We start from the raw sequence: 26,061 nt of genomic DNA on the forward strand, positions 1-26,061 counted from the left end.
TGTGACCGGCGCTGGAAATAACAATAAAACTCTTGAGGAGTACTCGCTGTGGAAAGCCGCAAATCCGAAGCCCCAACGCTGGACCTCTCCCCGCCGCACGGCGGCTGGCTGGAACGCCTGTTCAAACTGCGTTTGCATGGCACCACAGTGAAGACCGAACTGATCGCCGGCCTCACCACGTTCATCACCATGGCCTACATCATCTTCGTCAACCCGAACATCATGGCCGATGCCGGCATCGACCACGGTGCGGCGTTTGTCGCCACGTGCATCGCCGCTGCGCTCGGTTGCCTGTTGATGGGCCTTTACGCCAACTGGCCCGTGGGCCTGGCGCCGGGCATGGGTTTGAACGCGTTTTTCACCTACACCGTGGTCGGCACCATGGGCTATCACTGGGAAACGGCGCTGGGCGCGGTGTTTGTTTCCGGGGTGTTGTTCATGGGCCTGACCCTGTCCCGTGTGCGTGAGTGGCTGCTCAACAGTATTCCCGTCAGCCTGCGCCACGCCATGGGCGCCGGTGTCGGTCTGTTTCTAGGGGTGATCGGCCTGAAAACCGCCGGCATCATCGTCGACAGCCCGGCCACGCTGATCAAGCTGGGGTCGCTGCACCAGCCCGCGCCACTGCTGGCGGCGGTGTGCTTTTTGCTGATCGCGATCCTCAGTTACCACCGGGTGTTTGGCGCAATCCTCATCAGCATCATCGCGGTCACCCTGGCCGGTTGGGGCCTGGACCTGGTGCACTACAACGGCATCCTCTCCACCCCGCCCAGCCTGGCGCCGACCTGGATGGCCATGGACATCAAAGGTGTATTCAATGTCAGCATGATCAGCGTCGTGTTTGCATTTCTTTTTGTACACATGTTCGACACTGCCGGTACACTGATGGGCGTTGCGCAACGCGCCGGACTGGTGGGCGCCGATGGCAAGATTCATAACCTGTCCCGCGCGCTGAAGGCCGACAGTGCCTCCAGCGTGTTTGGCGCCATGGTCGGCGTGCCGCCGGTGACCAGCTATGTGGAAAGTGCTGCCGGTGTGGCCGCGGGCGGTCGCACCGGGTTGACCGCCGTGACCGTGGGCGTGCTGTTTGTGGCGGCAATGTTTTTCGCGCCCTTGGCCGGCATGATTCCCGCCTATGCCACCGCCGGTGCGCTGATTTACGTCGCCATGCTGATGATGGCGAGCATGGCCCATATCAATTGGGACGAAGCCACCGACAGCATCCCCGCCATCGTGACCGCGATCATGATGCCGCTGACGTTCTCGGTCGCCGACGGTATCGCGCTGGGCTTCATCACGTATGTGGCGCTCAAGGCCGGCACCGGCAAGTACCGCGAGATTTCCATCAGCCTGTGGGTGCTGTGCGCGATTTTCATCGCGAAGTTTATCTTCCTGTAGTTCGCAGGAAACGGCCGAAAACCGCCTCACCTTCGGGTGGGGCTTTTGTACGAATGGAGGACTGTAAATGACCCTGGAAACCTGGCTGCTGTTCAGTGGCGCTGCATTGATCGTGATACTGATCCCCGGCCCGCTGTCGCTGTTGATGATCAGCAACAGCCTGAACTACGGCCTGCGCCGTTCCTACCCGGCGTTTCTGGGCGGCGTGTTCGCCTCGATCTGCCTGTTGAGTGCCTCGGCATTAGGGCTGGGTGCGTTGCTGTTGGCCTCGGAGCAGTTGTTCAGCGCCCTGAAGGTTGTCGGTGCGCTGTACCTGTTTTACCTCGCCTGGCAGAGCTGGCAGCAATCGCGCCAACCGGCCCAGGGCGCCGTGGTGCCCCAGGCCGTGGCCACACCGCGTTTTCGCGCCTTGTTCGGTCGCGCATTTGTGCTGGGCGCCAGCAACCCCAAGGACATCCTGTTCTTTGCCGCCTTCTTGCCGCAGTTTCTCAGCAGCGAGCACGCGTTGCTGCCGCAATTGCTGATCATGATTGCCACCTGGACCGTACTCGACTTGCTGTGCAAGCTGGCCTATGGCCTGGGCGCCCATGGGGCAGCGCGCTACCTGCGCAGCGGCAGTGGCCAGAGCTGGTTCAACCGCGTCAGCGCCGCACTGTTCGGCGCCGCTGGCATGGTGTCGCTGATCAAGGCGAGGACGGGCTCACTTTGACAAAGTAGACGCTCGGGCGGGCCGCCGGCGTGGTGGGCCATTGAATGCCGGCAACGATCCGAGCCAGGCGATTTTCGTTCATGGCGCTCTTGACGCCCATCAAGGCAACCGACCGGGGATGTGCGTTGATTGCGGCGTCAAACCAACGGTCCGTCAGCCTGGTTTCCAGCCTCACCGAGCCTTTCTCGATCCAGTGGATGGACACGTAGTACAGCGTGTTCGAAGGCGAGGAAGGATGGGTCGCGATCAACTCATGCGTCGGCTTTCGCCCATGCCTGAGTTGCAGCTCCTGCACGTTGAACCCCTGCTGCTCCAGCGCGCGCTTGACTGCGGCGCGCTGCGCCAAGATTCGCTGAGGCTTGACCTCACGACCGCCGGATTGCAACGCAGCGTCCAACCCCGCGGCCCGGAAGTCGACGCGCGTGAAGCCCGGGGCCTTGCCTTCGTAACCGATGTGCAGCGACCTGCCCGTCCTTTCGGTGGGCCGTAACATTCTCAGTAAATCATCGGTCTGACCCGGCCCGTTGGGGGTCGAAACCAGCCAATTGTCCAGCGTCGAACGGATATTGAGCAGGTGCGTGGCCGTCGCCGAGCGCGAAGAGTCGGTCAGTTCAATCAGCCTTGCGGCGGCCAATGTCTGGCTGCGACGGGTCATGCTGGGAAACGCCTGCCCCACTGACTGCTCCAGCGGCCGGTCAAACAAAGGGGCATGCACCTGCCACTCACCCGATACGCTGCGTGATACCGGAATGGGCTGTTCGCCCATCGCAGTGCTGGTCCAACGTTCAATATCAACACGGGCCAGCGAAACCAGCGGCTCATTGCGGGTGATGAACGCGATGCCATTCCAGGGCGCATTGTCGCCCTGATGAAGCACCCTGTAATACCCCGCCCCCGATGCGGCGAGGCTGTCATATCGGGGCCCGATGTAGACCGCGTCGTAGGGAAAGCCCGGCGGCTCCCTGTGCACATGAAACGTGCCGAACGCCGAGAGGCCGGACACGTGCCCCGTCGCATCCTGAACACGCCACTCGAACCAATAGGGGTTGGGCGCCGGTGACCGATAAATGCGGTTTTGCGTGGCGGCGCGCACCGTGGGTGGCTGCCAGTCCGGTGGCGCCTGCACGGGCGCACGCCACGGGCTGAGCACCGTCGAGCTCGACCCCGCCACCGGCTGAGGCGCATCCGCACCCAGCAACCATTCCCTGGGCTGGTGCACGTGCACAATCAGTTCGTCTTGCCCTGGCGCCTGCCGGTTTTTCAGGCGCAACGCGTGTTCGTCGCCACGCCGGTAAAGCGGGTAATGGTGTGAGTCGTCCGCCACGAACAGCTCGCCATCCAGTACATACACGCCTTTTTCACCAACACCTTTCAATGCCACGGCCCCTTGAGGCACCCCGTTGATCTTGAAACGCTCCAGCCCCTTGAGTTGAGCCACCGGTGGCGGCGCCAGGCGCTCAAGTCCGCGGGCCGTCATGCGCAGCCGATGGATACGCCCCAGCACTGCCCGCGTGGCCGGCCGCACCATTCGGGCCGCCGCCACCGGCATCCTCTTGGGGCCGGGAATAAAGTTAAGCAACACATCGATCGCCAGAAACGTGCTCATAAAGCCCACATCGACCGCAGCGTGGGCGTCGCCAAAGCGGTGATAGCGCCGCGCCATAAGCAGCAGCTCATGGAATTGATTAAAAATCCCGTACAGCGGGCAGAAAAAACCCACCAGCGCCCGCGTACGTGTCTCGCTTTGCTCACCTAGGCGACGGGCCCGATAAGCCTGCAGCGCCTTGCCAGAATGGCTGGCGGCTTGCGTGCGGCGCTGCAGGTCAAGCACGCTGGCGTGGTAGAGCAATGCGCGAGCATCGCTGTGAGAGGTGGCGACAATCGCCAGCCAGCCCTGCGGGTCACTGGCAATCTGCTCACGGGCCTGGGCTTCAATCTCATCCAGCAACGCCGTCGGCTCCAGATGCTTGATGCTGAAGGAGCGAATAAAGCCGAGCCCCCGCCAAATCCCCTTCACCATAAAAAATGCAGGCGGCAGATCAAGTGTGCTGAACAGGTGACCTGGGCTATCGGCGCGGTCCGGATGATGGGTGATTGCCTCAAATGCCCAGCCAGGTGCGACTTGTCGCGCGAGCACTTTGGCGTTATCCGCCGATGCGCCGACACGGTTCAATGCGGCTTGGGCCTGTTGCAGGTCGCTGTACTCGGTGAGGACCCAGGCTTGCGGCGCATCGGGCCAGTAGACCACGCAACATTCGGAACGCTGGTCCTGCACCACCACAATGCCTGCGACATAGCGGTCGTGCTGCATCGTATGGCCCACCAGATGCACCACGTGCAGTTGCAACTCATGCTGGTTTTTCAGCAAGTCGGGCGGCATGCGGGCCGCCATGGCGGTGCTAAACACACTTTGCGCGTTCGCCGACAGCCCGCCTTGCCGCGCCAGGAACAGATGATGGTCAACGCCTGCGTGCAACGCGCGATTCAATAAGGGCGGGATGCGTGCTTCGCTGAGCGCGCGGTCGGTGCCGGCAGGCGGATAAAAAGCGCGGTTGATCAATGCGTCGTACTGCCCGCCGATGTCCAGCGAAGCGACCATCTGGATCAAATAGCCGGCATTGAGCCGGTGTCGCCATTCAGGTTGCAGAAAGCGGGCGCGGTTCAATCGCCATTGCGTCCAGGGTGCCAGTGGGTCGAGGTTGTGCAGCGCCAATTGCAGCAGACTGAAGGAGGTACGCGTCGAGGTGGCAGTGAGGACAATGCCGCGATTGCCGACCGTGCAGCCGCTTGCCCATCCACAAAAGCGGCCATGAACATCGTCGGGCATTTCAATAAAAGGCTGGTCGATCAGCCACGACGCAGGGACACCGTCCTGCTGCAAACGGGCGGTCAAGGCACGGCGGGCAAACGTGTCCAAATCGGGCAGGTGCTGCTCAAGCCGCGTCTGGAAGGCCAACGCACTGCTGAGGTAAAGACGCTGCGAACGTTTGAAGTCTTTGCGCTGGGCACGCGTGGCGCCCACCCACCCCGCCGGCAATTTCTGCGCGTCAGATGCGGCCTTGCGCAGTAATTCGATGTTCGCCTGGGCCTGGCTCAGGGCATTATTGGCCGGCACCTTGAGCTGTTGCGCCAACGCCGCCAGCAGCAGCGCGCGACTGAACCCGACCCCCGTCACTTCGCTGAAAATACGCGTGATGTCTTCAGTGCTTTTGTGCAGGCGATCGTAGCAACCCAGCAATTTTTTCAACGCCGCCAGTGCAGGCTTGCCGTCGATGGGAACGTAGCGCACAGCCAAGGTTTCACGCAGCGCATGTGCGCGCAAATCGCTGCGCTTGTCATGCTCGACACAGCGCCACAGCACCGAGCCGTCCCGGCTGCCGAGGCTCGCCTTGACGCTTCGGGTCAAGGCCTCCAGCCCGGCAAAACCGAGTACCCCGCCCTCTTCCCCAAAGGCGTAGAGCACCACCGGAAGCTGGCGGGTCGGCACCCTCAGCGCGGCCGCTGTGGTCACCAGCCACACATTATGCAATGGATAAAAAGCATCGGGCTCACTGCCCACGGCGATTGAAAGCACCTGGGTTTGACTGCCCGGGCGCGCCGAGGGCGGAGGCGGGTCCAGCACGTCGATCAACAGGTCGCGGTGGGCGGTGCCCAGCAGCTTGAGACGGTGTTGCACCTGAACCTCGCAGCGCAGCGCCTCGGTTTGAGCATGCATGAACAACCAGGCACGCCTGGGCGTCTGCGCGCCGCCGGGGCGCGCGGCCCAGAATTTCAGGTCGAGCAGTCGGTGCTCTGCACCCTGCAGCAACGAATTCAGCGCCTGGGCATGCACCGCGAGCTGCCCCTTCAGCGTGATGAATTGCTGATAAGCGAGGGTCTCGATGCCGGGTTCATACGGATCCAGCAAGGCCAGCAGACCTTTTTCGTAACGCTTGACCTGCTGCTGCGCGGTGCGCAAGGCCAAGCCGGATGAGGTACTGGCAAAAATTATTTCCGCGCTGCGTCGTTGCTGGTCCCATTTGAGTAACGGCTCGGCAAGAGCGCCAAGCCGGGTGCTGCCGACCCATTGTTTTCGCTCCCCTTCCACCTGCGCGAGTAACGCTGCGACAGCCACCGGCCGAGGCGGTTGTGCCGATAAAACAAAGGGGGGATCGATCCTCACGGCACACGCCAATTCGTTGTTCCATTGCCCGCGCAACAACGCTTGCGCGCCCAGCGCCAACGCATCGTCGAGCACTTCCAGGCCGCGCACAAAACCGCTCGCCGCAGACAACTGCGCGGGCTGGCATAACCCCGTACGACGACCTGACGCCAAGCACTGCCAGAGGACATGCAACTGCGCACGGTCCAACCGCAACAGGCCCTCCTGCAGGGCGGCGAAAGACGGGTACTCGTAGAACGTGCGGGCCACACCCGGCAGGTACACCACCTGCGGCGACTGTGCGGGATCACCCTCACGATAAAGGTGCAATACGCCAGGGATTACCACCGCAGGCGTGCCGGGCCACATCAGTTGCCCTACCCGTACGGTGGCCCAATCCCCGCCTGCACGTTGGCGTGCAGGCGCGGTCGGGGCATCGATCACCGCCTGCACCAGGCGCATGCCCGCCGGTGATAGCTCATCCAGTTGCCGCGCCATGAAGGCCCGGTCAGCGAACAGTTCTGCGTGCAGCTCAACCCAGCGCTCGCGGCGTGTGAGCCAGGAGCCTTGCGCCAATGTGTCCCAATAGCGGTCTGCCACCTGCGCCAGCCGCTCAAAAAGCCGCATCGCAATGACTCGCTGCAACGCTTGCAAAGGGGTATAGGGCAACCGACGGCTTGGCTGCCCTTTTATGCTGAGCGTGGTGAATTGATTGACATTGATAGGCACCGAGGGCCGCGCCAGCAGTGATAAGGCCCGCTCGGTCAAGCTGTTGATGATCTGCGGTGCGCCCGGGCGCTTGGGCTCGGTAAACAGCAGAGTGTCCGGTTCAATCTCAAATGCTTTGCGCAGTTGAGCACGGATCACGCGCAGGATTTTGGGCGAGCGCCCTATCAGCTGTGCCAGTGCGCGCACCGATTCGCTTAAGCGCCAATCGGCAAGAGCGAGCTGATTGATCAGACGGCTGGGATGGGTAAACCGGTTGATCCGCCGGGTCAGTTGATCTCGAATGGCCTGCAATTGGGCTTCGGCGGCGGCGACAGCGTCAACGTCTTCGGGCACGGAACTGAAAGAGGGCAAAACGCCTGGGTGATCTGGGGACGAGGCCATTTGTGTTTTCTTCTGAGGAAAACGCCAGCCTAGGCATCACCGACATTCAGAGGGGCTAGATAGTTGAACGCGCAACAGGCAAAAAAAGCCCGCAGTGTGGGCGGGCGAAAAACCAACGAAGAGCTTTGGGGGTGTGAAGCGAGGTGACGCTCAGCTACCGCGATAGGTGGAGTAGCTGTAAGGCGAAATCAGCAGGGGTACATGGTAATGGTCCTGTTCGGCGCTGATGCCAAAACGCAGTACCACCACATCCAGAAAAGCCGGCTCGGGAAGCTGCACACCGCGGGCCCGGTAATAATCGCCGGCGCTGAATTGCACCTGGTACACACCGCTGCGGTAATCGTCACCTTGCAGCAAAGGCGCGTCGCAACGGCCGTCGCTGTTGGTCACGGCGGTGGCGACCAGTTCCAGCTGCGCGCCCTCGACGCGGTACAGTTCGACCTTGATTGCGCTGCCGGGGCAGCCATGTGCGGCGTCCAAAACGTGTGTGGTCAAGCGTCCCATGGCGTCTTTGCGCCTCCCGTAGGCAGTAGAAAAGTGATCCGCACTTTTTCAGGGCAGTGAAAAAGCCGGTGACGGCTGATTAAGACACTTTCTAAAAAAATTGTACACAATAAATTCAACAAATATCCCGCGCCTCGCTGCCGCCGGCTCGCCGACCACAGCGTTGCAGCCGATAAAACCAATTCAGACGATCGCCGGCCAGCCAGCGCCCACCGCTGCGCATCCGAGAAAATCTTTTTAGCGTTTAGCTGACCAGTCAGGCAGGTTTCTTGCAGTAGCTTGAACGCAGGCCGTTCAGAAAAAATGCAGAAATGCGGGCTTACAAAGTCGGCGATAAGTTGTATACAATCACTCATCGCTACTACGACGAACAAGAAGGAAGACTGCAGTGAGCGCTGACTACCCACGCGACCTGATCGGTTACGGCAGTAACCCTCCTCACCCCCACTGGCCGGGCAAGGCACGCATCGCGCTGTCTTTCGTACTCAACTACGAAGAAGGCGGTGAGCGCAACATTTTGCACGGTGACAAAGAGTCCGAGGCATTCCTTTCGGAGATGGTCTCGGCCCAGCCGCTGCAAGGCGAGCGCAACATGAGCATGGAGTCGCTGTATGAATACGGCAGCCGTGCCGGCGTGTGGCGCATCCTCAAATTGTTCAAAGAATTCGACATCCCGCTGACCATCTTCGCCGTGGCCATGGCCGCCCAGCGCCACCCGGATGTGATCCGCGCGATGGTCGCCGCCGGCCATGAGATCTGCAGCCACGGCTATCGCTGGATCGACTACCAGTACATGGACGAGGCCCAGGAGCGCGAGCACATGCTCGAAGCCATCCGCATCCTCACCGAGCTGACCGGCGAGCGCCCATTGGGCTGGTACACCGGTCGCACCGGCCCCAATACGCGGCGGCTGGTGATGGAGGAAGGCGGCTTTCTGTACGACTGCGACACCTATGACGACGACCTGCCCTACTGGGAACCCAACAACCCCACCGGCAAGCCGCACCTGGTGATCCCCTACACCCTGGACACCAACGACATGCGCTTCACCCAGGTGCAGGGTTTCAACAAGGGCGATGACTTTTTCGAGTACCTCAAGGATGCCTTCGACGTGCTGTATGCCGAAGGCGCCGACGCACCGAAAATGCTTTCCATCGGCCTGCATTGCCGCCTGATCGGCCGGCCGGCGCGCCTCGCCGCCCTCAAGCGGTTTCTCGAATACGCCAAGGGCCATGAACACGTCTGGTTCACCCGCCGCGTCGACATTGCCCGCCACTGGCACGAAACCCACCCGTACACGGGAGCGGCGAAATGACTGCGTTCCAGACCTTGAAACCGTCGAGCCTGAGCCGCGAGGCATTCGTGACAGCCTTCGCCGACATCTACGAACATTCGCCATGGGTGGCCGAAAAGGCCTTCGACCTGGGCCAGGACGCGTCGATCGACCAGATCGAAATCCTGCACCAGCGCATGAGCGACATCCTGTTGAGCGCCGATCATGCCAGCCAGTTGGCCCTGATCAACGCTCACCCGGACCTGGCCGGCAAAGCTGCCGTCCAGGGCCAACTGACCGAAGCCAGCACCCATGAACAGGCTGGCGCCGGTATTCACCAATGCTCGAGCGAGGAGTTTTCTCGCTTCACCGAGCTGAACGATGCCTACAAGGCCAAGTTCAAGTTTCCCTTCATCATGGCGGTAAAAGGCAGCAACCGGCACCAGATCCTCGCCGCGTTCGAAACGCGCATTCACAACTCGGTGGACGCCGAGTTCAAATGCGCCCTGGCCGAGATCAACAAAATCGCGTTGTTCCGATTACTGACCCTTTAGCAGACCTGGCCCGAGCGCTCATGACGCCCAGGGCCTGGCGAGCATCCCAAGCCACTCTATTTAAGGCAGACAAGAAGAATGAAAGCTTACGCCGTACCTTTCGAGAAGTTCGTCAACCTGGCCGACGCCCGTCTGGGCACCAAGATCCTTTCGGTGACCGATGACTGGTTCGCTGACGCCAACCGCCTGTTCCAGCCGACCCCGGCTGTGTGGAAGGAGGGCGTTTTCGATGATAACGGCAAGTGGATGGACGGCTGGGAGTCGCGCCGCAAGCGCTTCGAAGGCTACGACAGCGCGGTGATCCGCCTGGGCGTGCCCGGCTCGATCAAAGGCGTGGACATCGACACTTCATTCTTCACCGGCAACTTCCCACCGTCGGCGTCCCTGGAGGCGTGCTTCCTGGCCTCGGGCGATCCTGATGAAAACACTCAGTGGGTGGAAGTGCTGTCGGCCGTCGAGCTGCAAGGCAACAGCCACCACTACCACGAGATCAACAACGACAAAGCGTTCAGCCACCTGCGCTTCAACATCTACCCGGATGGCGGCGTAGCCCGTCTGCGCGTCTACGGCGTGCCGTTCCGCGACTGGTCGTCGGTGGGCGACAACGAACAAGTCGACCTGGCCGCTGCCTTGAACGGTGGTCGTGCGCTGGCCTGCTCCGATGAACACTTCGGCCGCATGAGCAACATCCTCAACCCTGGACGTGGCATCAACATGGGCGATGGCTGGGAAACCGCACGTCGTCGCACGCCTGGCAATGACTGGGTGATCGTCGCGCTGGGTCACCCGGGCGAGATCGAAAAAATCATCGTCGACACCCTGCACTTCAAGGGCAACTACCCGGACACGTGCTCCATCCAGGGCGCGTTCGTGAAGGGCGGCACCGACAGCCAGATCGAAACCCAATCGCTGTTCTGGCGCGAACTGCTGCCGGCGCAGAAACTGGAAATGCACGCTGAACACACCTTCGCCGAGCAGATCAAGGCGCTGGGCCCGATCACTCACATTCGCCTGAATGTGTTCCCGGATGGTGGTGTGAGCCGCCTGCGGGTTTTGGGCAAAGTAGCTAAATAAGCGGTGAGCCCATCGCAGGCAAGCCAGCTCCCACATCTGAATGTATTCGCACATCAACAGGTGGGAGCGGGCTTGCTCGCGAAGGCGCCAGAACACACAACACAGAATCCGGATAAGAAGACAGCCATGCGCACACTAGTGATCGAACCCCTGACCAAAGAAGCCTTCGCCCCTTTCGGAGACGTTATCGAAACCGATGGCAGCGATCACTTCATGATCAATAACGGGTCGACCATGCGCTTTCACAAGCTGGCAACGGTAGAAACCGCGCAGCCTGAAGACAACGCGATCATCAGCATCTTCCGCGCCGACGCGCAGGACATGCCGCTGACCGTGTGCATGCTGGAGAGACACCCGCTGGGCAGCCAGGCTTTCATTCCGCTGCTCGGCAACCCCTTTCTGATCGTGGTCGCGCCACTTGGCGATGCACCTGTATCGGGCTTGGTCCGCGCCTTCGTCACCAACGGCAGGCAGGGCATTAATTACCATCGCGGCGTCTGGCACCACCCGGTGCTGACGATCGAAAAGCGGGATGACTTCCTGGTGGTTGATCGCAGTGGCACCGGCAATAACTGCGATGAGCATTTTTTCAAAGAGGATGAGCGGTTGATCCTCGCCCCCCACCAATAAGAGAAGGTCTGATCACTCGACAACAGAGTGACAGGCGAGAGGTAAAGACTGTGGAAGCACATTTGATGGAATGGCTGAACCTGAGCGTGCGCTGGGTTCACATGATCACCGGCGTCGCCTGGATCGGCGCTTCGTTCTACTTCGTTTGGCTGGAAAACAACCTCAATCGCGTCAACCCCAAGGACGGCCTCGCCGGTGACTTGTGGGCGATCCACGGTGGCGGTATCTACCACCTGGAAAAATACAAACTGGCCCCGCCAACCATGCCGGACAACCTGCACTGGTTCAAATGGGAAGCCTATTTCACCTGGATGTCCGGCATCGCGCTGCTGTGCGTGGTGTTCTACGCCAACCCGACCTTGTACCTGCTGGCCCCGGGCAGCAGCCTCAGCGGTCCGGAAGGTGTGTTGCTGGGCCTCGGCTCGCTGCTGGCCGGCTGGTTCATCTACTCCTTTCTGTGCGACTCGGCCCTGGGCAAGCGCCCTGCCCTGCTCGGCCTGATCCTGTTCGTGCTGTTGATTGCTGCTGCGTACGGCTTCAGCAAAGTTTTCAGCGGCCGTGGTGCTTACCTGCATGTAGGCGCCGTGATCGGCACCATCATGGTCGGCAACGTGTTCCGCATCATCATGCCGGCCCAGCGTGCGCTGGTAGCGGCGATTGCCGAGAACCGCACGCCGGACCCGGCCCTGCCGGCCAAGGGTTTGCTGCGCTCACGGCACAACAACTACTTCACCTTGCCGGTGCTGTTCATCATGATCAGCAACCACTTCCCGAGCACCTACGGCAGCCAATACAACTGGCTGATTCTCGCAGGTATCGCGGTGGCGGCGGTGTTGGTGCGGCACTACTTCAACACCCGTCATAACAGCCAGAAGTACGCGTGGACCTTGCCGGTGGGCGCATTGGCGATGATTTGCCTGGCGTACGTGACCGGTCCAAAACCGGTGTCGACTGCTCCGGAAGTGGCCAAGGCTCCGGCTGCCATCGAGTACCAGCCGCTGCCGGAAACGGCACTGGGTGGCGGGCTCAAACCGGCTGCGCCAGCGGCACCCGCACCGGCCCCCGCCGAAGCAGCACCGGCCCAGGCATCGATTGATTTTGACAAGGTGCATGGGGTGATTCAGGAACGCTGCGCCGTGTGCCATTCGGCCAAGCCGACCAGCCCCTTGTTCAGTACCGCGCCGGCGGGCGTGATGTTTGATACGCCGCAGCAGATCCAGCAATTGGCCCCGCGCATTCAGGCGCAAGCCGTCGCCAGCCAGATCATGCCGCTGGGCAACATCACCCAGATGACTCAGCAGGAGCGCGACCTGATCGGCACCTGGATCAATCAGGGGGCGCGCACAAACTGACAGCCTGATGCACATCCAAATGGGGGAGCGGGCTTGCTCGCGAATGCGATCGTTCAGTCACTGATGAGTTGAATGACACACCGCTTTCGCGAGCAAGCCCGCTCCCACAGGGGATTTGCGCCGATTTACCGATCGCGTTCCAAATGGCAATTGAATGCCAAACAACACAAAAATAAAAAGATTCGAGGTGTTGCATGTCCCAGTTAGAACCGCAGACTCCTGCCGCGCCCGCCATGGTGCGGCTGCCCCTCTTGCAACTGATTCTGGTAGGCCTGCAACACGTCTTGCTGATGTACGGCGGCGCCGTCGCCGTGCCCCTGATCATTGGCCAAGCCGCCGGTTTGAGCCGTGAAGAAATCGCCTTTCTGATCAACGCCGACCTGCTGGTTGCCGGTATCGCCACCCTGGTGCAGTCGTTCGGCATCGGCCCGGTGGGCATCCGCATGCCGGTGATGATGGGCGCCAGTTTTGCCGCCGTCGGCAGCATGGTGGCGATGGCGGGCATGCCCGGTATCGGCTTGCAGGGGATCTTCGGCGCAACCATTGCCGCCGGGTTCTTCGGCCTGTTGATCGCGCCGTTCATGTCCAAGGTGGTGCGTTTTTTCCCGCCGTTGGTCACCGGCACCGTGATCACCGCCATCGGCCTGTCGCTGTTTCCAGTGGCCGTGAACTGGGCCGGCGGAGGCAGCGCCGCCGCCACGTTCGGCTCGCCGGTCTACCTGGCGATTGCCGCGCTGGTATTGGGCACCATCCTGCTGATCAACCGTTTCATGCGCGGCTTCTGGGTGAACATCTCGGTGCTGATCGGCATGGCGCTCGGCTATGGCCTGTGCGGCATGATCGGCATGGTTGACCTCAGTGGCCTGGCCCAGGCGCCGTGGGTGCAGGTGGTGACGCCGTTGCATTTCGGCATGCCCCGGTTCGAGCTGGCGCCAATCCTGTCGATGTGCCTGGTGGTGGTCATCATCTTTGTCGAGTCCACCGGCATGTTCCTCGCTCTGGGCAAAATCACCGGTCAGGACGTCACCCCAAAAATGCTGCGCCGTGGCCTGCTGTGTGATGCCGGCGCCTCGTTTTTTGCCGGCTTCTTCAATACGTTTACCCATTCCTCGTTCGCGCAGAACATTGGCCTGGTGCAGATGACGGGCGTGCGTTGCCGCTCGGTGACGATCATGGCCGGCGCGTTTTTGATTGTGCTCAGCCTGTTGCCCAAAGCCGCCTTTCTGGTGGCCTCGATTCCACCGGCGGTCCTCGGCGGCGCGGCAATTGCCATGTTCGGCATGGTCGCGGCGACCGGGATCAAAATCCTGCAGGAAGCCGATATCACCGACCGGCGTAATCAGTTGCTGGTGGCGGTGAGTATCGGCATGGGCCTGATCCCGGTGGTGCGTCCGGAGTTCTTCGCGCAATTGCCCTTATGGATGAGCCCGATTACCCACAGCGGAATTGCCATGGCCACCCTCAGCGCGCTGTCGCTGAATGTACTGTTCAACATTCTGGGAGGTGCTGAACGCCCCGTTGTCGCCCACACGCATTGATTCCACCTGTTTTTAAAAACAACAAAAATAATAAACAACAGGAACCACGCACATGCACGCCATCCACCCGGGGCCGGCCACACGCCGCGCCCTATTCTTGCCCCACGCGCTCTCTAACAGCGCACTTGAGCCAAGGCCTGGGAGCCAGTATTCTCCGCGCCCGCTCGAATCGACTCAAAAAAAAACAGCGAATGTAAAAGCTGACTGCAGGGCCAACTTATCCCGGCCCCGCAGTGGCTGCCAAAGTGCGCAAAAGTCCCCGGAATTCGACTGCAGTTTCTGCAGCCGACGGGGATTTTTTGGCTTTTTAAACACCTTGGCGCAGCTCTTGCTAAAAAGCATTAAAGCTGACCAGACAGACGATTTTTGCAGCGAACCAAAAGGCGCCACACCAGAGCGCCTGCGTAGAAAAACAACCATAAAACTTTGACTCGGGAGCAACCGAATGAAACCTATGTTGAAAGGCCTGATGCTGGCAGGATCCCTGCTGGCCGGTGGCCAAGCCGTGGCGGGCGATCTGTTGCAGTGGCAAAACAACAGCCTGACGTATCTATGGGGCAAGAACTTCACCGTCAACCCGCAGATTCAGCAGACCGTCACGTTTGAACATGCCGATGCCTGGAAGTACGGCGACAACTTCTTGTTCGTCGACCGCATCTTTTACAACGGCAAGGAAGACGGCAACGTCGGCCCAAGTACCTACTACGGCGAGTTCAGCCCGCGTTTGTCGTTCGGCAAGATTTTCGACAAGGATTTGTCATTCGGCCCGATCAAAGATGTATTGCTGGCCTTCACTTACGAGTTCGGCGAAGGCGATAACGAGTCGTACCTGTTGGGCCCGGGTTTTGACTTGAACATCCCGGGTTTCGACTACTTCCAGTTGAACTTCTATCAGCGCCAGACCGAAGGCAATCGCCCGGGTGATGGCGTCTGGCAGATCACCCCGGTCTGGTCGTACACCCTTCCAGTGGGCAACTCCAACGTGTTGATCGACGGTTTCATGGACTGGGTCGTGGACAACGACAAGAACGCCCGTGGCACTTACCACGCCAACCTGCACTTCAACCCACAGGTTAAATACGACCTGGGCAAGGCGCTGCACTGGGGCGAGAAACAGTTGTATGTGGGTTTTGAATACGACTACTGGAAGAACAAGTACGGGATTGAAGATTCCGGCGCGTTCAAGACCAACCAGGACACCGCAAGCTTCCTGGTCAAGTACCACTTCTAAATAACACGGCAAAACCAAGGTGGGAGCGGGCCTGCTCGCGAAAGCGGTGTGTCAGTCACCCAATCTGCGGGCTGATCCACTGCCTTCGCGAGCAAGCCCGCTCCCACCTTTATAGCGGCGACAGGCCCAAGAACCTCGACAGTTCCGCGCGTTTGGCCAACGCATCCTTCCTGCCCAACTCGATCAACTCGCTGCAATACCCCGCCTCGAACAACAAGTAACTCAGCACCCCTGCCCCGCTGGTTTTGGTCGCGCCCGGCCCACGCAGGAACAGGCGCAACGCCGCCGGCAATTCCTGGCGATGCCGCGCGGCGATCTCGTCGATCGGCTGGCTCGGCGCAATCACCAACACCTCCACCGGGGCCAGGCCCTGGATCGCCGCATCCACCGGCAACACGTGGCTGAACTGGTTCAGACGCTCGAGCAATTCGATATCGCTCTCCAGGCTGTCAATGAACGTGCTGTTGAGCATGTGCCCACCGATCTGCGCCAGGGTCGGCTCCTGGCCGGTGTAGGTGCGTTGCGTGGAAGGCTCATTGCCGCGCGGATTGCCACTCACGCCCACCACCAGCACCCGACTGGCGCCCAGGTGCAAGGCCGGGCTGATCGGCGCGGATTGGCGCACCGCGCCATCGCCGAAATACTCCTGATCGAGTTTGACCGGAGCAAACAGCAAAGGGATCGCCGAACTGGCCAGCAAGTGTTCAACCGTGAGTTGGGTGGGCATGCCGATACGCCGATGGCGCAGCCACGCATCGATAGTGCCGCCGCCCTGATAGAACGTCACTGCCTGCCCGGACTCATAGCCGAAAGCCGTGACCGCGACCGCACGCAGGTGGTTGTTACGGATGGCCGCATCGATGCCGTCCAGGTGCAGCTTGTCTTTGAGCAATGCGCGCAACGGCGTGCTGTCGAGCAACGCGACCGGCACCTGAGCCCCCAGGCCGAGCAAGCTGTGGATCAAGAAACGGCTGGCCTGGCGGATAACCCCGGGCCAGTCGCTGCGCAGCACCCGATGGCTGCGAAAGCCCTGCCAGAAGGCCGTGAGGCGCTCGATGGCGGCGGTGAAATCAGTCGCGCCGCTGGCAAGACTCACCGCATTGATCGCCCCTGCTGACGTGCCGACGATCACCGGAAAGGGATTGGGCGCCCCTGGCGGCAGCAATTCGGCAATCGCTGCCAGGACCCCCACCTGATACGCCGCTCGCGCCCCGCCGCCGGAAAGAATCAAGCCTGTGACCGGTTCAGTTGGGCGCATTGCATCACTCCATGTGGGGCAGAAAGCGTTATCGACGGCGTTTTTCGTACAGCTTGGGTTCACCCGGTGGCCGGCTCTTGAAACGCCGATGGGTCCACAGGTATTGCTCCGGGCATTCGCGAACCGACGCCTCGACCCACTGGTTGATGCGCAGGCAGTCGATCTCATCGGTTTCGCCCGGGAAGTCGGTCAACGGCGGGTGGATCACCAGGCGGTAACCACTGCCATCGGCCAGGCGTTCCTGGGTGAACGGCACCACCAGCGCCTTGCCCAGGCGGGCAAATTTGCTGGTGGCGGTGACGGTGGCGGCCTGAATGCCGAACAGCGGCACAAAGATACTTTGCTTGGCGCCGTAGTCCTGGTCCGGTGCGTACCAGATGGCGCGGCCGGCGCGCAGCAACTTGAGCATGCCGCGCACGTCTTCGCGTTCTACCGCCAGGGAATCGAGGTTATGCCGCTCGCGGCCACGGCGCTGAACGAAGTCGAACAGCGGGTTACCGTGCTCGCGGTACATGCCATCAATGGTGTGTTTCTGGCCGAGCAGCGCTGCGCCGATTTCCAACGTGGTGAAGTGCAGGGCCATAAGAATCACACCCTTGCCATCCAGCTGCGCCTGCTTGAGGTGCTCCAGCCCTTCGACATGGGCCAGGCGTGCCAGGCGCTGACGTGACCACCACCAGCTCATGGCCATCTCGAAAAACGCGATGCCGGTGGAGGCGAAATTTTCCTTGAGCAGCTTCTTGCGCTCTTTGGCGGATTTTTCCGGAAAGCACAGTTCCAGGTTGCGCGCGGCGATGCGGCGGCGTTCGCCAGCCACGCGGTACATGCCCGCGCCTAATAAACGACCAATGGTCAACAACGCGCGGTATGGCAACTGGGTGATCAGCCACAGCAGGCCGAGCCCCAGCCATAGCAGCCAAAAACGCGGGTGAAAAAATACAGCTCGAAAACGCGGGCGATCCATTACAGATTCCGGTAAAGACAGGGCCGCGCATTCTACAACGTTCGACTCGGCTTGCGGCCCGTGGATGTTCTCGTTATAAGTCTCGACACTTTTCGTGACAAGCCGCTTTTGCCGACCATGAGCCAAACCGAACCGCTAGACCAAGATCCCGTGTTCCAGCTGAAAGGCAGCATGCTCGCCATCACCGTGCTGGAACTGGCCCGCAATGACCTCGATGCCCTGGACCGCCAACTGGCCGCCAAGGTCGCCCTGGCGCCGAACTTCTTCAACAATGCCCCGCTGGTATTGGCCCTGGACAAACTCCCGGCCGGCCAGGGCGCGATTGATTTGCCCGGGCTGATGCGCGTTTGCCGCTCGCATGGTTTGCGCACCCTGGCGATTCGCGCCAGCCGTATTGAAGACATCGCTGCGGCAATCGCTATTGAACTGCCAGTACTGCCGCCGTCGGGTGCCCGCGAGCGACCGCTGGACCCGAGCGAAGGTGAAGTGAAGAAAAAACCGGAGAAACCGCCGGAGCCCACCGTCAAGCCTACAAAGATCATCACCTCTCCCGTACGCGGCGGGCAGCAGATTTACGCCCAGGGCGGCGACCTGGTGGTGATCGCGCCTGTCAGTCCGGGCGCGGAACTTCTCGCCGATGGCAACATCCATGTATACGGCCCGATGCGCGGACGTGCCCTCGCCGGCATCAAGGGTGATACCAAGGCGCGTATTTTTTGCCAGCAGTTGACCGCTGAGCTAGTGTCCATCGCAGGCCAGTACAAGGTTTCAGAAGATTTGCGCCGTGATCCGCTGTGGGGGGCCGGGGTACAAGTCAGCCTGTCGGGCGATGTGTTGAACATCATCCGTCTTTAACGGATACTGCCGCATTTTCCAAGCATCTCTAGACTCTGATAGCACAGCGAAACCGGCAAGATTTGCGTAGGAATATTCGAAGTTGGCGTTTCCCCTTGGGAAACCACATCTTTTCCTACAAAGGCTGTCCGCCTGCAGCGAGTTCCAAGAGATGTTTTTCAGGGGCTGAAAAGTCCTTTTTCCTTAGGGGTGAAACACCTTGGCCAAGATTCTCGTGGTTACATCCGGCAAGGGTGGTGTGGGTAAGACCACCACCAGCGCCGCTATCGGTACCGGCCTCGCTCTGCGCGGCCACAAGACAGTCATCGTCGACTTCGACGTCGGTTTGCGTAACCTCGACCTGATCATGGGCTGCGAACGCCGCGTGGTGTACGACTTCGTCAACGTGGTGAACGGCGAAGCCAACCTGCAACAGGCTTTGATCAAGGACAAGCGCCTTGAGAACCTGTACGTACTGGCCGCCAGCCAGACCCGCGACAAAGACGCGCTGACCAAAGAAGGCGTAGGCAAAGTACTCGCCGAACTCAAAGAAACTTTCGAATACGTGGTATGTGACTCGCCGGCCGGTATCGAAACCGGTGCTCACCTGGCGATGTACTTCGCCGATGAAGCCATCGTGGTGACCAACCCGGAAGTCTCCTCGGTACGTGACTCGGACCGCATGCTGGGCCTGTTGGCCAGCAAGTCCAAGCGCGCCGAAGAAGGCCAGGACCCGATCAAGGAGCACTTGCTGCTCACCCGCTACAACCCTGAGCGCGTCAGTAATGGCGAAATGCTTGGCGTTGAAGACGTGAAGGAAATCCTCGCAGTGACCCTGCTGGGTGTGATCCCGGAATCCCAGGCCGTCCTGAAGGCTTCCAACCAGGGCGTTCCGGTGATTCTCGACGACCAGAGCGACGCCGGCCAGGCGTACAGCGATGCCGTTGATCGCTTGCTGGGCAAGACCGTGGAACATCGCTTCCTCGATGTTAAGAAGAAGGGATTCTTCGAGCGTATCTTTGGAGGCAACTAAACAATGAAATTTCTCGACTTCTTTCGCGCCAACAAAAAGCCAAGTACCGCGTCGGTAGCGAAAGAGCGTCTACAGATCATCGTGGCGCACGAACGCGGCCAACGCAGCACCCCGGACTACCTGCCAGCCTTGCAGAAGGAACTGGTCGAGGTGATCCGCAAGTACGTCAATATCGGCAACGATGACGTGCATGTCGCCCTGGAAAACGACGGCAGCTGCTCGATTCTGGAACTCAATATCACCCTGCCTGATCGTTAATCGAACAGGCGGCCGCCACGGCGGCTCGGTCACCTTGATCCCTGTTGGGGAGCCGGGTGGGCGAGCCGCCGTTGGCGTTTGTTACGAGGCTGTTTAATGCCGCTGTCCACTATCCATATCCTTCACCAGGACGACGCTGTCCTGGTGGTGAACAAGCCGACCCTGCTGCTCTCGGTGCCCGGCCGTGCCGATGACAACAAGGACTGCCTGATCACCCGGCTGCAGGAAAACGGCTACCCCGAAGCCCGTATTGTCCATCGCCTGGACTGGGAAACCTCAGGGATCATCCTGCTCGCGCGGGACGCCGATAGCCACCGCGAACTGTCGCGCCAGTTTCACGACCGCGAAACCGAAAAGGCCTACACCGCCCTGGCGTGGGGCCAGCCGGCACTGGACAGCGGCAGCATCGACCTGCCCCTGCGCTACGACCCGCCGACCAAGCCACGCCATGTGGTCGACCACGAGTTCGGTAAACACGCGCTGACCTTCTGGAAGGTATTGGAGCGTTGCGGCGACTGGTGCCGCGTCGAGCTGACGCCGATCACCGGGCGTTCGCATCAGTTGCGCGTGCACATGCTGTCGATCGGGCATCCACTGCTGGGTGATGGCCTGTACGCCCATGAGCAAGCCCTGGCCGCGTGGCCGCGCTTGTGCCTGCACGCGAGCAGGCTGAGCTTTACCCATCCGCAAAGTGGCGAGCGTTTGCGCTTTGAGTGCCCTGCACCGTTCTAAAGTTGGCAATGCATTAAATGTGGGAGCGAGCTTGCTCGCGAATGCGGTGTATCAGATACACATTCAGTGACTGACACACCGCATTCGCGAGCAAGCCCGCTGCCACATTTGTTATGTGCAGTTCTCGCCATCGAACGGTAAACTCCGCGCATTGCTGTCTGGAGCTATTTATGCGCGAAGCGTTGAATCAAGGCCTGATCGACTTCCTCAAGGCCTCCCCTACTCCTTTTCATGCCACTGCCGCCCTCGCCCAGCGCCTGGAAGCGGCCGGTTATCAGCGTCTCGACGAGCGCGAAACCTGGACCACCGAGGCCAACGGCCGTTACTACGTGACCCGTAACGATTCGTCGATCATCGCCTTCAAGCTCGGTCGTCATTCGCCGCTGCAAGGCGGGATTCGCCTGGTCGGCGCCCACACCGACAGCCCGTGCTTGCGCGTCAAGCCCCAGCCGGAGCTGCAACGCCAAGGCTTCTGGCAATTGGGCGTAGAAGTCTACGGCGGCGCGCTGCTGGCGCCGTGGTTCGACCGCGACCTGTCGCTGGCCGGCCGCGTGACCTTCCGCCGTGACGGCAAAGTCGAAAGCCAACTGATCGACTTCAAGCTGCCCATCGCCATCATCCCCAACCTGGCCATTCACCTGAACCGTGAAGCCAACCAGGGCTGGGCGATCAATGCGCAGACCGAGCTGCCACCGATCCTCGCGCAATTTGCCGGTGACGAACGCGTGGACTTTCGCGCCGTGCTCACCGAGCAACTGGCGCGTGAACATGGTTTGAACGCCGACGTGGTGCTCGACTACGAGCTGAGCTTCTACGACACCCAGAGCGCCGCGGTGATTGGCCTCAATGGTGACTTCATCGCCGGTGCGCGCCTGGACAACCTGCTGTCGTGCTACGCCGGCCTGCAAGCCTTGCTCACCAGCGAAACCGACGAAACCTGCGTGCTGGTGTGCAACGACCACGAAGAAGTCGGCTCCTGCTCGGCGTGCGGTGCCGATGGCCCGATGCTGGAACAGACATTGCGCCGCCTGTTGCCTGAGGGTGATGAATTCGTACGCACCATTCAGAAATCACTATTGGTGTCAGCGGACAATGCTCACGGTGTGCACCCCAACTACGCCGAGAAACACGACGCCAACCACGGCCCGAAACTCAACGCGGGTCCGGTGATCAAGGTCAACAGCAACCAGCGTTACGCCACCAACAGCGAAACCGCCGGCTTCTTCCGCCACCTGTGCATGGCCCAGGAAGTACCGGTGCAGAGCTTCGTGGTGCGCAGCGACATGGGCTGCGGCTCGACCATCGGCCCGATCACCGCCAGCCACCTGGGCGTGCGCACTGTAGACATCGGCCTGCCGACGTTTGCCATGCACTCGATCCGTGAACTGTGCGGCAGCCACGACCTGGCGCACCTGGTGAAGGTGCTGGGCGCGTTCTATGCGAGCCGCGATCTGCCCTGATCTGAAAGGCTGAACGCAGTCAAAAATGTGGGAGCGGGCGTGCTCGCGAATGCGGTACATCAGTCAACAGATTCAGTGACTGACGCTGCGCATTCGCGCGCAAGCCCGCTCCCACATTTGGTTAGGCACAAACCTGACCCATATCACGCCCACTTCTAGCAATCCGACCTAGACTTGTCAGTATTCCCACTCTGACAAGGCCGTCGCCCCATGATCTCCATGTCCTCCTTCCACGCCATGCTCATCCCGATCATCATCGGCATGATCCTGCTGACCGTCGGCTTCAACTTTCGCGACAAGCCGGTCGGCGTGTTTGGCATGTGGATTGGCATGCTGCTGATCCTCGGCACCGTGGTGTACAAGATCCTCGCCAAACTGGCGGAATGACAAATGCACTCGCATTGGGCATAACGGCCTCGTACACTCGGTCAATTCGTCGTTTTCAAGGTTGACCGCCTCGTGCTCTCGCGTCTTTTTGCTCTGCCCTGTTACTGCCTGATCGCCCTGCTGATGTTGCTGCCAATTGCGCCTGCCCAAGCCGTGGGCTTGCCCGGCCTGCTTGGCAGCGCCAACAAGACTCAACCCCAGGCCGATGTGCCGCTGGGGCAGTCGCTGGACGAAGTGATCAAGACCCTCGAAAACGACCAGCAGCGCACCCAGCTGTTGAGCGACCTGAAGAAACTGCGCGAAGCCACGCAAAAAGCCCAACCCGCCGCCGAACAAGGCGTGCTCGGGTTGATCGGCAGCACGCTGTCCGGCCTCGAGCAGCAGTTCTCCGGCGCCGACAGCCCGGTGCAACGCTGGTCCAACGAGGTCGACCTGGCCAAGGATGAACTCGGCGCCCTGATGCTGCCCGCCAGTGAATGGCTGCCAATCATTTTCGGTTTTGCCGTGATCCTGGCGGTGTGGAGCCTGCTGGCCGCGGCGCTGATCTGGCTCAGCCACCGTGTGCGCGAGCGCTTCGGGCTGCCCGAGGAACTGCCGCAACACCCGCGCACCTGGGACATGCTGCGCTTCGCCCTGCGCAAACTGGGGCCGTGGTTGATCGCGCTGGTGATCACGGTGTACCTGAGTTACGCCCTGCCTTCTTCGCTGGGTAAATCCTTGGCGATGGTGCTGGCTTACGCGTTGGTGGTCGGTACCTGCTTCTCGGCCATCTGCGTTATTGCCTTTTCGGTACTCGACGGCCCGCACCGCCACCGCGCGCTGTACATACTGCGTCATCAGGCCTTTCGCCCGCTGTGGCTGATCGGCAGCTTTGCCGCTTTTGGCGAGGCGCTGAGCGACCCGCGGATGATGCAGGCCCTCGGTCAGCATCTCGCCCACACGGCGGCGACCATCGCCAATGTGATGGCCGCGCTGTCCACCGGCGTGTTTATCCTGCGGTTCCGCCGGCCCATCGCGCACCTGATCCGCAACCAGCCATTGTCGCGCCGCCTGACGCGTCGTGCCCTCACCGACACACTCTCGATCATCGGCAGCTTCTGGTATTTGCCGGCGCTGCTGCTGGTGGGCATCTCGCTGTTTGCCACCTTCCTGTCCGCCGGCGATACCAGCACGGCCCTGCGTCAGTCATTGTTGTGCACGGTGTTGCTGGTGTTGTGCATGGTGATCAATGGCCTGGTGCGTCGTCACGCGCTCAAGCCGCAGCGTGGGCACAAGCGCCATGCGCTGTACTCCGAGCGCCTGAAAAGCTTCGTTTATACCCTGGCCCATCTGGTGGTGTGGCTGGTGTTTATCGAACTGGGCCTGCGCGTATGGGGCTTGTCGCTGATCCGGTTTACCGAAGGTGACGGCCATGAAATCAGCGTCAAGCTGTTCGGCCTCGGCGGCACGCTGCTGTTTGCCTGGCTGATCTGGATCCTCAGCGACACCGCCATCCACCATGCCCTGACCCGTTCGCGAAAAGGCCTGGCCAACGCTCGCGCGCAGACCATGATGCCGCTGATCCGCAACGTGCTGTTCGTGACCATCTTTATCATTGCCGCCATCGTCGCGCTGGCGAACATGGGCATGAACGTCACGCCCTTGCTGGCCGGTGCCGGTGTGATCGGCCTGGCCATCGGTTTCGGTGCGCAGTCGCTGGTGGCGGACTTGATCACCGGCCTGTTCATCATCATCGAGGACTCCCTGGCGATTGATGACTACGTGGACGTCGGCGGCCACCTCGGCACGGTCGAAGGCCTGACCATCCGCACCGTGCGCCTGCGCGACATCGACGGCATCGTGCACACCATCCCGTTCAGCGAAATCAAGAGCATCAAGAACTACTCGCGTGAATTCGGCTACGCGATCTTCCGCGTGGCGATCCCCTACAACATGGAAATCGACGACGCGATCAAGTTGATGCGCGATGTTGGCCAGAAAATGCGCAACGACCCACTGCAACGCCGCAACATCTGGTCGCCGCTGGAGATTCAGGGCGTGGAAAGCTTTGAATCCGGCAGCGCGATCCTGCGGGCGCGCTTCAAGACTGCGCCGATCAAGCAGTGGGAAGTCTCGCGGGCCTTCAACCTGTCGCTCAAGCGCCATCTGGACGAGGCCGGGCTGGATCTGGCCACGCCGCGCTTGAGCGTGCAGGTGGTGACCGCAGGCTCCGTGCAGGAGAAAGATCCACAACAATAAAAAGGAAGAGCTGCTTATGCGTTTGAATGGTCTGACACACCCCTGGGTTTTCGGTGCACTGTGCGCGGTCGCCAGCAGCGCCGTGATTGCCGCCAGCAGCGGCCAGGACAGTGCCCGCGAGGACATCGCCGCCCAGGCCAAAATCCTCGAACCGGCCCTGCTGGAAACGCGCCGCGATATCCACGCCCACCCCGAATTGGGCAACACCGAAACGCGCACGGCCCAATTGGTTGCCAAGCAACTGCGCGACCTGGGCCTTGAGGTAAAAACCGGCGTGGCCCGCACCGGCGTCGTCGCCGTCCTCAAAGGTGCACTGCCCGGCCCCACCGTCGCCCTGCGCGCCGACATGGACGCGCTGCCGGTCAAGGAGGTCGCCGACCTGCCCTTCGCCTCCACAGCCAAGGGCACCTACCTGGGCAAGGAAGTCGACGTGATGCACGCCTGCGGCCACGACGCCCACACCGCAATCCTGCTGAGCACGGCGAAGATTCTCACTGGCATGCGCGACCGTCTGCCGGGCACGGTGGTGTTTTACTTCCAGCCGGCCGAAGAAGGCCCAAGCGACTTTATCCCCGACGGCAAAAACACCTGGGGCGCGAAGATGATGGTGCAGGAAGGCGTGATGCAAGCGCCCAAGCCCGACGCCGTGTTCGGCCTGCATGTATGGGCCGGCGTGCCTGCCGGGCAAATCGCCTACCGCCCGGGCCCGACCCTGGCCAGCTCCGATGACCTGCGCATCAAGATCCTCGGCAAACAGACCCACGCCGGCCGCCCGTGGGACGGCATCGACCCGATCACCGTCGGCGCGCAGACCATTGTCGGCCTGCAAACCGTGGTCAGCCGTCGCACCGACATCTCGTCATTCCCATCGGTGGTGAGCATTGGCACCATCAACGGCGGCACGCGCTACAACATCATTCCCGAGTCGGTGGAAATGACCGGCACCATCCGCTCCTACGACTACGGCATTCGTCAGAAGCTGCACGCCGACGTGCGCCAGACGGTAGAGAAAATCGCCGAGAGTGGCGGCGCCAAGGCCGAAGTCACGATCATCGAGAAGTACGACCCGACCATCAATAACCCGGCGCTGACCGAGCGCATGCTGCCAAGCCTGCGCTGGGCGGCCAGGGATGATGTGGTGCAGGCCCCATTGGTGGGCGGCGCGGAGGACTTTTCGTTTTATGCCAAGCAAGCGCCGGGGCTGTTTGTGTTTCTGGGGGTGACGCCGAGGGATCAGGACATGAGCAAAGCCGCGCCGAATCATAATCCGGGCTTCTTTGTGGATGAGTCGGCGCTGGTGGTGGGGGTACGCACGTTGGCGTCGTTGGCGACGGATTACCTGTACACCAACCCACCGCAATAACGCTTTATGTGGGAGCGGGCTTG

21 protein-coding genes are annotated in these 26,061 nt (G+C 61.2%); 17 read left to right on the plus strand and 4 right to left on the minus strand.

What is annotated here, in order from left to right:
* Nucleotides 1–48 precede the first annotated feature (48 nt).
* Both C4J83_RS21280 and C4J83_RS21285 read left to right on the plus strand, forming a co-directional pair.
* Nucleotides 49–1,395 carry an NCS2 family permease gene (locus C4J83_RS21280; protein WP_124418136.1) on the plus strand — a complete coding sequence of 449 codons (1,347 nt, stop codon included), beginning with the start codon at nucleotides 49–51 and terminating at the stop codon, nucleotides 1,393–1,395.
* A gap of 67 nt (nucleotides 1,396–1,462) precedes the next feature.
* Nucleotides 1,463–2,104 (plus strand): LysE family translocator, encoded by a 642-nt coding sequence (locus C4J83_RS21285; RefSeq protein WP_124418137.1) that lies wholly within the window; start codon nucleotides 1,463–1,465, stop codon nucleotides 2,102–2,104.
* Here the strand turns inward: C4J83_RS21285 and C4J83_RS21290 are convergent.
* Together C4J83_RS21290 and uraH are read right to left on the minus strand one after the other, a co-directional pair.
* The gene (locus tag C4J83_RS21290) at nucleotides 2,079–7,355 is read right to left on the minus strand and encodes a dermonecrotic toxin domain-containing protein (RefSeq protein ID WP_124418138.1); all 5,277 of its coding nucleotides are present in this window, start codon (nucleotides 7,353–7,355) and stop codon (nucleotides 2,079–2,081) included. The two genes, C4J83_RS21285 and C4J83_RS21290, sit on opposite strands and share 26 nt — an antisense overlap.
* Before the next feature lie 150 nt (nucleotides 7,356–7,505).
* Nucleotides 7,506–7,859 (minus strand): hydroxyisourate hydrolase, encoded by a 354-nt coding sequence (gene uraH / locus C4J83_RS21295; protein ID WP_106576519.1) that lies wholly within the window; start codon nucleotides 7,857–7,859, stop codon nucleotides 7,506–7,508.
* A gap of 388 nt (nucleotides 7,860–8,247) precedes the next feature.
* Between uraH and puuE the strand changes: the two genes are divergently transcribed.
* The 7 genes from puuE to C4J83_RS21330 all read left to right on the plus strand — a co-directional run bounded on the left by puuE (nucleotide 8,248) and on the right by C4J83_RS21330 (nucleotide 15,511).
* Complete coding sequence (gene puuE / locus C4J83_RS21300; protein ID WP_119742361.1) at nucleotides 8,248–9,174, plus strand: allantoinase PuuE; 927 nt, start codon at nucleotides 8,248–8,250, stop codon at nucleotides 9,172–9,174.
* Complete coding sequence (gene uraD, locus C4J83_RS21305) at nucleotides 9,171–9,686, plus strand: 2-oxo-4-hydroxy-4-carboxy-5-ureidoimidazoline decarboxylase (protein WP_124418139.1); 516 nt, start codon at nucleotides 9,171–9,173, stop codon at nucleotides 9,684–9,686. The genes puuE and uraD overlap by 4 nt, the downstream gene beginning before the upstream one ends.
* Before the next feature lie 78 nt (nucleotides 9,687–9,764).
* Nucleotides 9,765–10,760, plus strand: coding sequence for an allantoicase (gene alc / locus C4J83_RS21310; RefSeq protein WP_119742360.1), 996 nt, complete (start codon nucleotides 9,765–9,767; stop codon nucleotides 10,758–10,760).
* Between the two features lie 126 nt (nucleotides 10,761–10,886).
* Nucleotides 10,887–11,390, plus strand: coding sequence for an ureidoglycolate lyase (locus C4J83_RS21315; RefSeq protein ID WP_106576515.1), 504 nt, complete (start codon nucleotides 10,887–10,889; stop codon nucleotides 11,388–11,390).
* A 50-nt stretch (nucleotides 11,391–11,440) separates the two neighbouring features.
* Entirely contained in the window at nucleotides 11,441–12,742 is a 1,302-nt protein-coding gene (locus tag C4J83_RS21320; RefSeq protein WP_124418140.1) for a urate hydroxylase PuuD, read from the plus strand.
* A gap of 194 nt (nucleotides 12,743–12,936) precedes the next feature.
* The gene (locus tag C4J83_RS21325) at nucleotides 12,937–14,280 is read left to right on the plus strand and encodes a nucleobase:cation symporter-2 family protein (protein WP_106576513.1); all 1,344 of its coding nucleotides are present in this window, start codon (nucleotides 12,937–12,939) and stop codon (nucleotides 14,278–14,280) included.
* Between the two features lie 445 nt (nucleotides 14,281–14,725).
* A complete protein-coding gene (locus tag C4J83_RS21330; RefSeq protein WP_119742358.1) occupies nucleotides 14,726–15,511 on the plus strand; it encodes an outer membrane protein OmpK in 786 nt (261 codons plus the stop codon).
* Between the two features lie 109 nt (nucleotides 15,512–15,620).
* Here the strand turns inward: C4J83_RS21330 and C4J83_RS21335 are convergent, their stop codons facing one another.
* Together C4J83_RS21335 and C4J83_RS21340 are read right to left on the minus strand one after the other, a co-directional pair.
* Nucleotides 15,621–16,769, minus strand: a complete 1,149-nt coding sequence (locus C4J83_RS21335) for a patatin-like phospholipase family protein (RefSeq protein ID WP_119742357.1) — start codon at nucleotides 16,767–16,769, stop codon at nucleotides 15,621–15,623.
* A gap of 28 nt (nucleotides 16,770–16,797) precedes the next feature.
* On the minus strand, nucleotides 16,798–17,733 hold the full coding sequence (locus C4J83_RS21340; RefSeq protein WP_106576510.1) for a lipid A biosynthesis lauroyl acyltransferase: 936 nt from the start codon (nucleotides 17,731–17,733) through the stop codon (nucleotides 16,798–16,800).
* A gap of 117 nt (nucleotides 17,734–17,850) precedes the next feature.
* Here C4J83_RS21340 and minC point away from each other — a divergent pair, with 117 nt between their 5' ends.
* The 8 genes from minC (at nucleotide 17,851) to C4J83_RS21375 (ending at nucleotide 26,038) form a co-directional block, all read left to right on the plus strand.
* Complete coding sequence (gene minC / locus C4J83_RS21345) at nucleotides 17,851–18,588, plus strand: septum site-determining protein MinC (RefSeq protein ID WP_106576509.1); 738 nt, start codon at nucleotides 17,851–17,853, stop codon at nucleotides 18,586–18,588.
* 199 nt (nucleotides 18,589–18,787) lie between these two features.
* Nucleotides 18,788–19,600 carry a septum site-determining protein MinD gene (gene minD, locus C4J83_RS21350; RefSeq protein ID WP_003175251.1) on the plus strand — a complete coding sequence of 271 codons (813 nt, stop codon included), beginning with the start codon at nucleotides 18,788–18,790 and terminating at the stop codon, nucleotides 19,598–19,600.
* 3 nt (nucleotides 19,601–19,603) lie between these two features.
* Entirely contained in the window at nucleotides 19,604–19,858 is a 255-nt protein-coding gene (gene minE, locus C4J83_RS21355) for a cell division topological specificity factor MinE (protein WP_003175252.1), read from the plus strand.
* A gap of 96 nt (nucleotides 19,859–19,954) precedes the next feature.
* Nucleotides 19,955–20,590 (plus strand): RluA family pseudouridine synthase, encoded by a 636-nt coding sequence (locus C4J83_RS21360; protein ID WP_124418141.1) that lies wholly within the window; start codon nucleotides 19,955–19,957, stop codon nucleotides 20,588–20,590.
* A gap of 170 nt (nucleotides 20,591–20,760) precedes the next feature.
* Complete coding sequence (locus C4J83_RS21365) at nucleotides 20,761–22,050, plus strand: M18 family aminopeptidase (protein WP_094951467.1); 1,290 nt, start codon at nucleotides 20,761–20,763, stop codon at nucleotides 22,048–22,050.
* A gap of 210 nt (nucleotides 22,051–22,260) precedes the next feature.
* Nucleotides 22,261–22,437, plus strand: coding sequence for a hypothetical protein (locus C4J83_RS30545; protein ID WP_164487957.1), 177 nt, complete (start codon nucleotides 22,261–22,263; stop codon nucleotides 22,435–22,437).
* Nucleotides 22,438–22,509: 72 nt separating this feature from the next.
* Nucleotides 22,510–24,675 (plus strand): mechanosensitive ion channel family protein, encoded by a 2,166-nt coding sequence (locus C4J83_RS21370; protein ID WP_124418142.1) that lies wholly within the window; start codon nucleotides 22,510–22,512, stop codon nucleotides 24,673–24,675.
* 16 nt (nucleotides 24,676–24,691) lie between these two features.
* A complete protein-coding gene (locus tag C4J83_RS21375; protein WP_124418143.1) occupies nucleotides 24,692–26,038 on the plus strand; it encodes an amidohydrolase in 1,347 nt (448 codons plus the stop codon).
* The last annotated feature ends 23 nt before the right edge of the window (nucleotides 26,039–26,061 follow it).

The sequence above is a fragment of the Pseudomonas sp. LBUM920 genome, assembly GCF_003852315.1.
Lineage (GTDB): Bacteria > Pseudomonadota > Gammaproteobacteria > Pseudomonadales > Pseudomonadaceae > Aquipseudomonas.

What these genes read in the sequence shown, in the direction of transcription:
- C4J83_RS21285 (WP_124418137.1), top strand. Translation starts at nt 1,463, where the DNA reads ATGACCCTGGAAACCTGGCTGCTGTTCAGTGGCGCTGCATTGATCGTG.
- C4J83_RS21290 (WP_124418138.1), bottom strand. Translation starts at nt 7,355, where the DNA reads ATGGCCTCGTCCCCAGATCACCCAGGCGTTTTGCCCTCTTTCAGTTCC.
- uraH (WP_106576519.1), bottom strand. Translation starts at nt 7,859, where the DNA reads ATGGGACGCTTGACCACACACGTTTTGGACGCCGCACATGGCTGCCCC.
- uraD (WP_124418139.1), top strand. Translation starts at nt 9,171, where the DNA reads ATGACTGCGTTCCAGACCTTGAAACCGTCGAGCCTGAGCCGCGAGGCA.
- alc (WP_119742360.1), top strand. Translation starts at nt 9,765, where the DNA reads ATGAAAGCTTACGCCGTACCTTTCGAGAAGTTCGTCAACCTGGCCGAC.
- C4J83_RS21315 (WP_106576515.1), top strand. Translation starts at nt 10,887, where the DNA reads ATGCGCACACTAGTGATCGAACCCCTGACCAAAGAAGCCTTCGCCCCT.
- C4J83_RS21325 (WP_106576513.1), top strand. Translation starts at nt 12,937, where the DNA reads ATGTCCCAGTTAGAACCGCAGACTCCTGCCGCGCCCGCCATGGTGCGG.
- C4J83_RS21330 (WP_119742358.1), top strand. Translation starts at nt 14,726, where the DNA reads ATGAAACCTATGTTGAAAGGCCTGATGCTGGCAGGATCCCTGCTGGCC.
- C4J83_RS21335 (WP_119742357.1), bottom strand. Translation starts at nt 16,769, where the DNA reads ATGCGCCCAACTGAACCGGTCACAGGCTTGATTCTTTCCGGCGGCGGG.
- C4J83_RS21340 (WP_106576510.1), bottom strand. Translation starts at nt 17,733, where the DNA reads ATGGATCGCCCGCGTTTTCGAGCTGTATTTTTTCACCCGCGTTTTTGG.
- minC (WP_106576509.1), top strand. Translation starts at nt 17,851, where the DNA reads ATGAGCCAAACCGAACCGCTAGACCAAGATCCCGTGTTCCAGCTGAAA.
- minE (WP_003175252.1), top strand. Translation starts at nt 19,604, where the DNA reads ATGAAATTTCTCGACTTCTTTCGCGCCAACAAAAAGCCAAGTACCGCG.
- C4J83_RS21360 (WP_124418141.1), top strand. Translation starts at nt 19,955, where the DNA reads ATGCCGCTGTCCACTATCCATATCCTTCACCAGGACGACGCTGTCCTG.
- C4J83_RS21365 (WP_094951467.1), top strand. Translation starts at nt 20,761, where the DNA reads ATGCGCGAAGCGTTGAATCAAGGCCTGATCGACTTCCTCAAGGCCTCC.
- C4J83_RS30545 (WP_164487957.1), top strand. Translation starts at nt 22,261, where the DNA reads ATGATCTCCATGTCCTCCTTCCACGCCATGCTCATCCCGATCATCATC.
- C4J83_RS21375 (WP_124418143.1), top strand. Translation starts at nt 24,692, where the DNA reads ATGCGTTTGAATGGTCTGACACACCCCTGGGTTTTCGGTGCACTGTGC.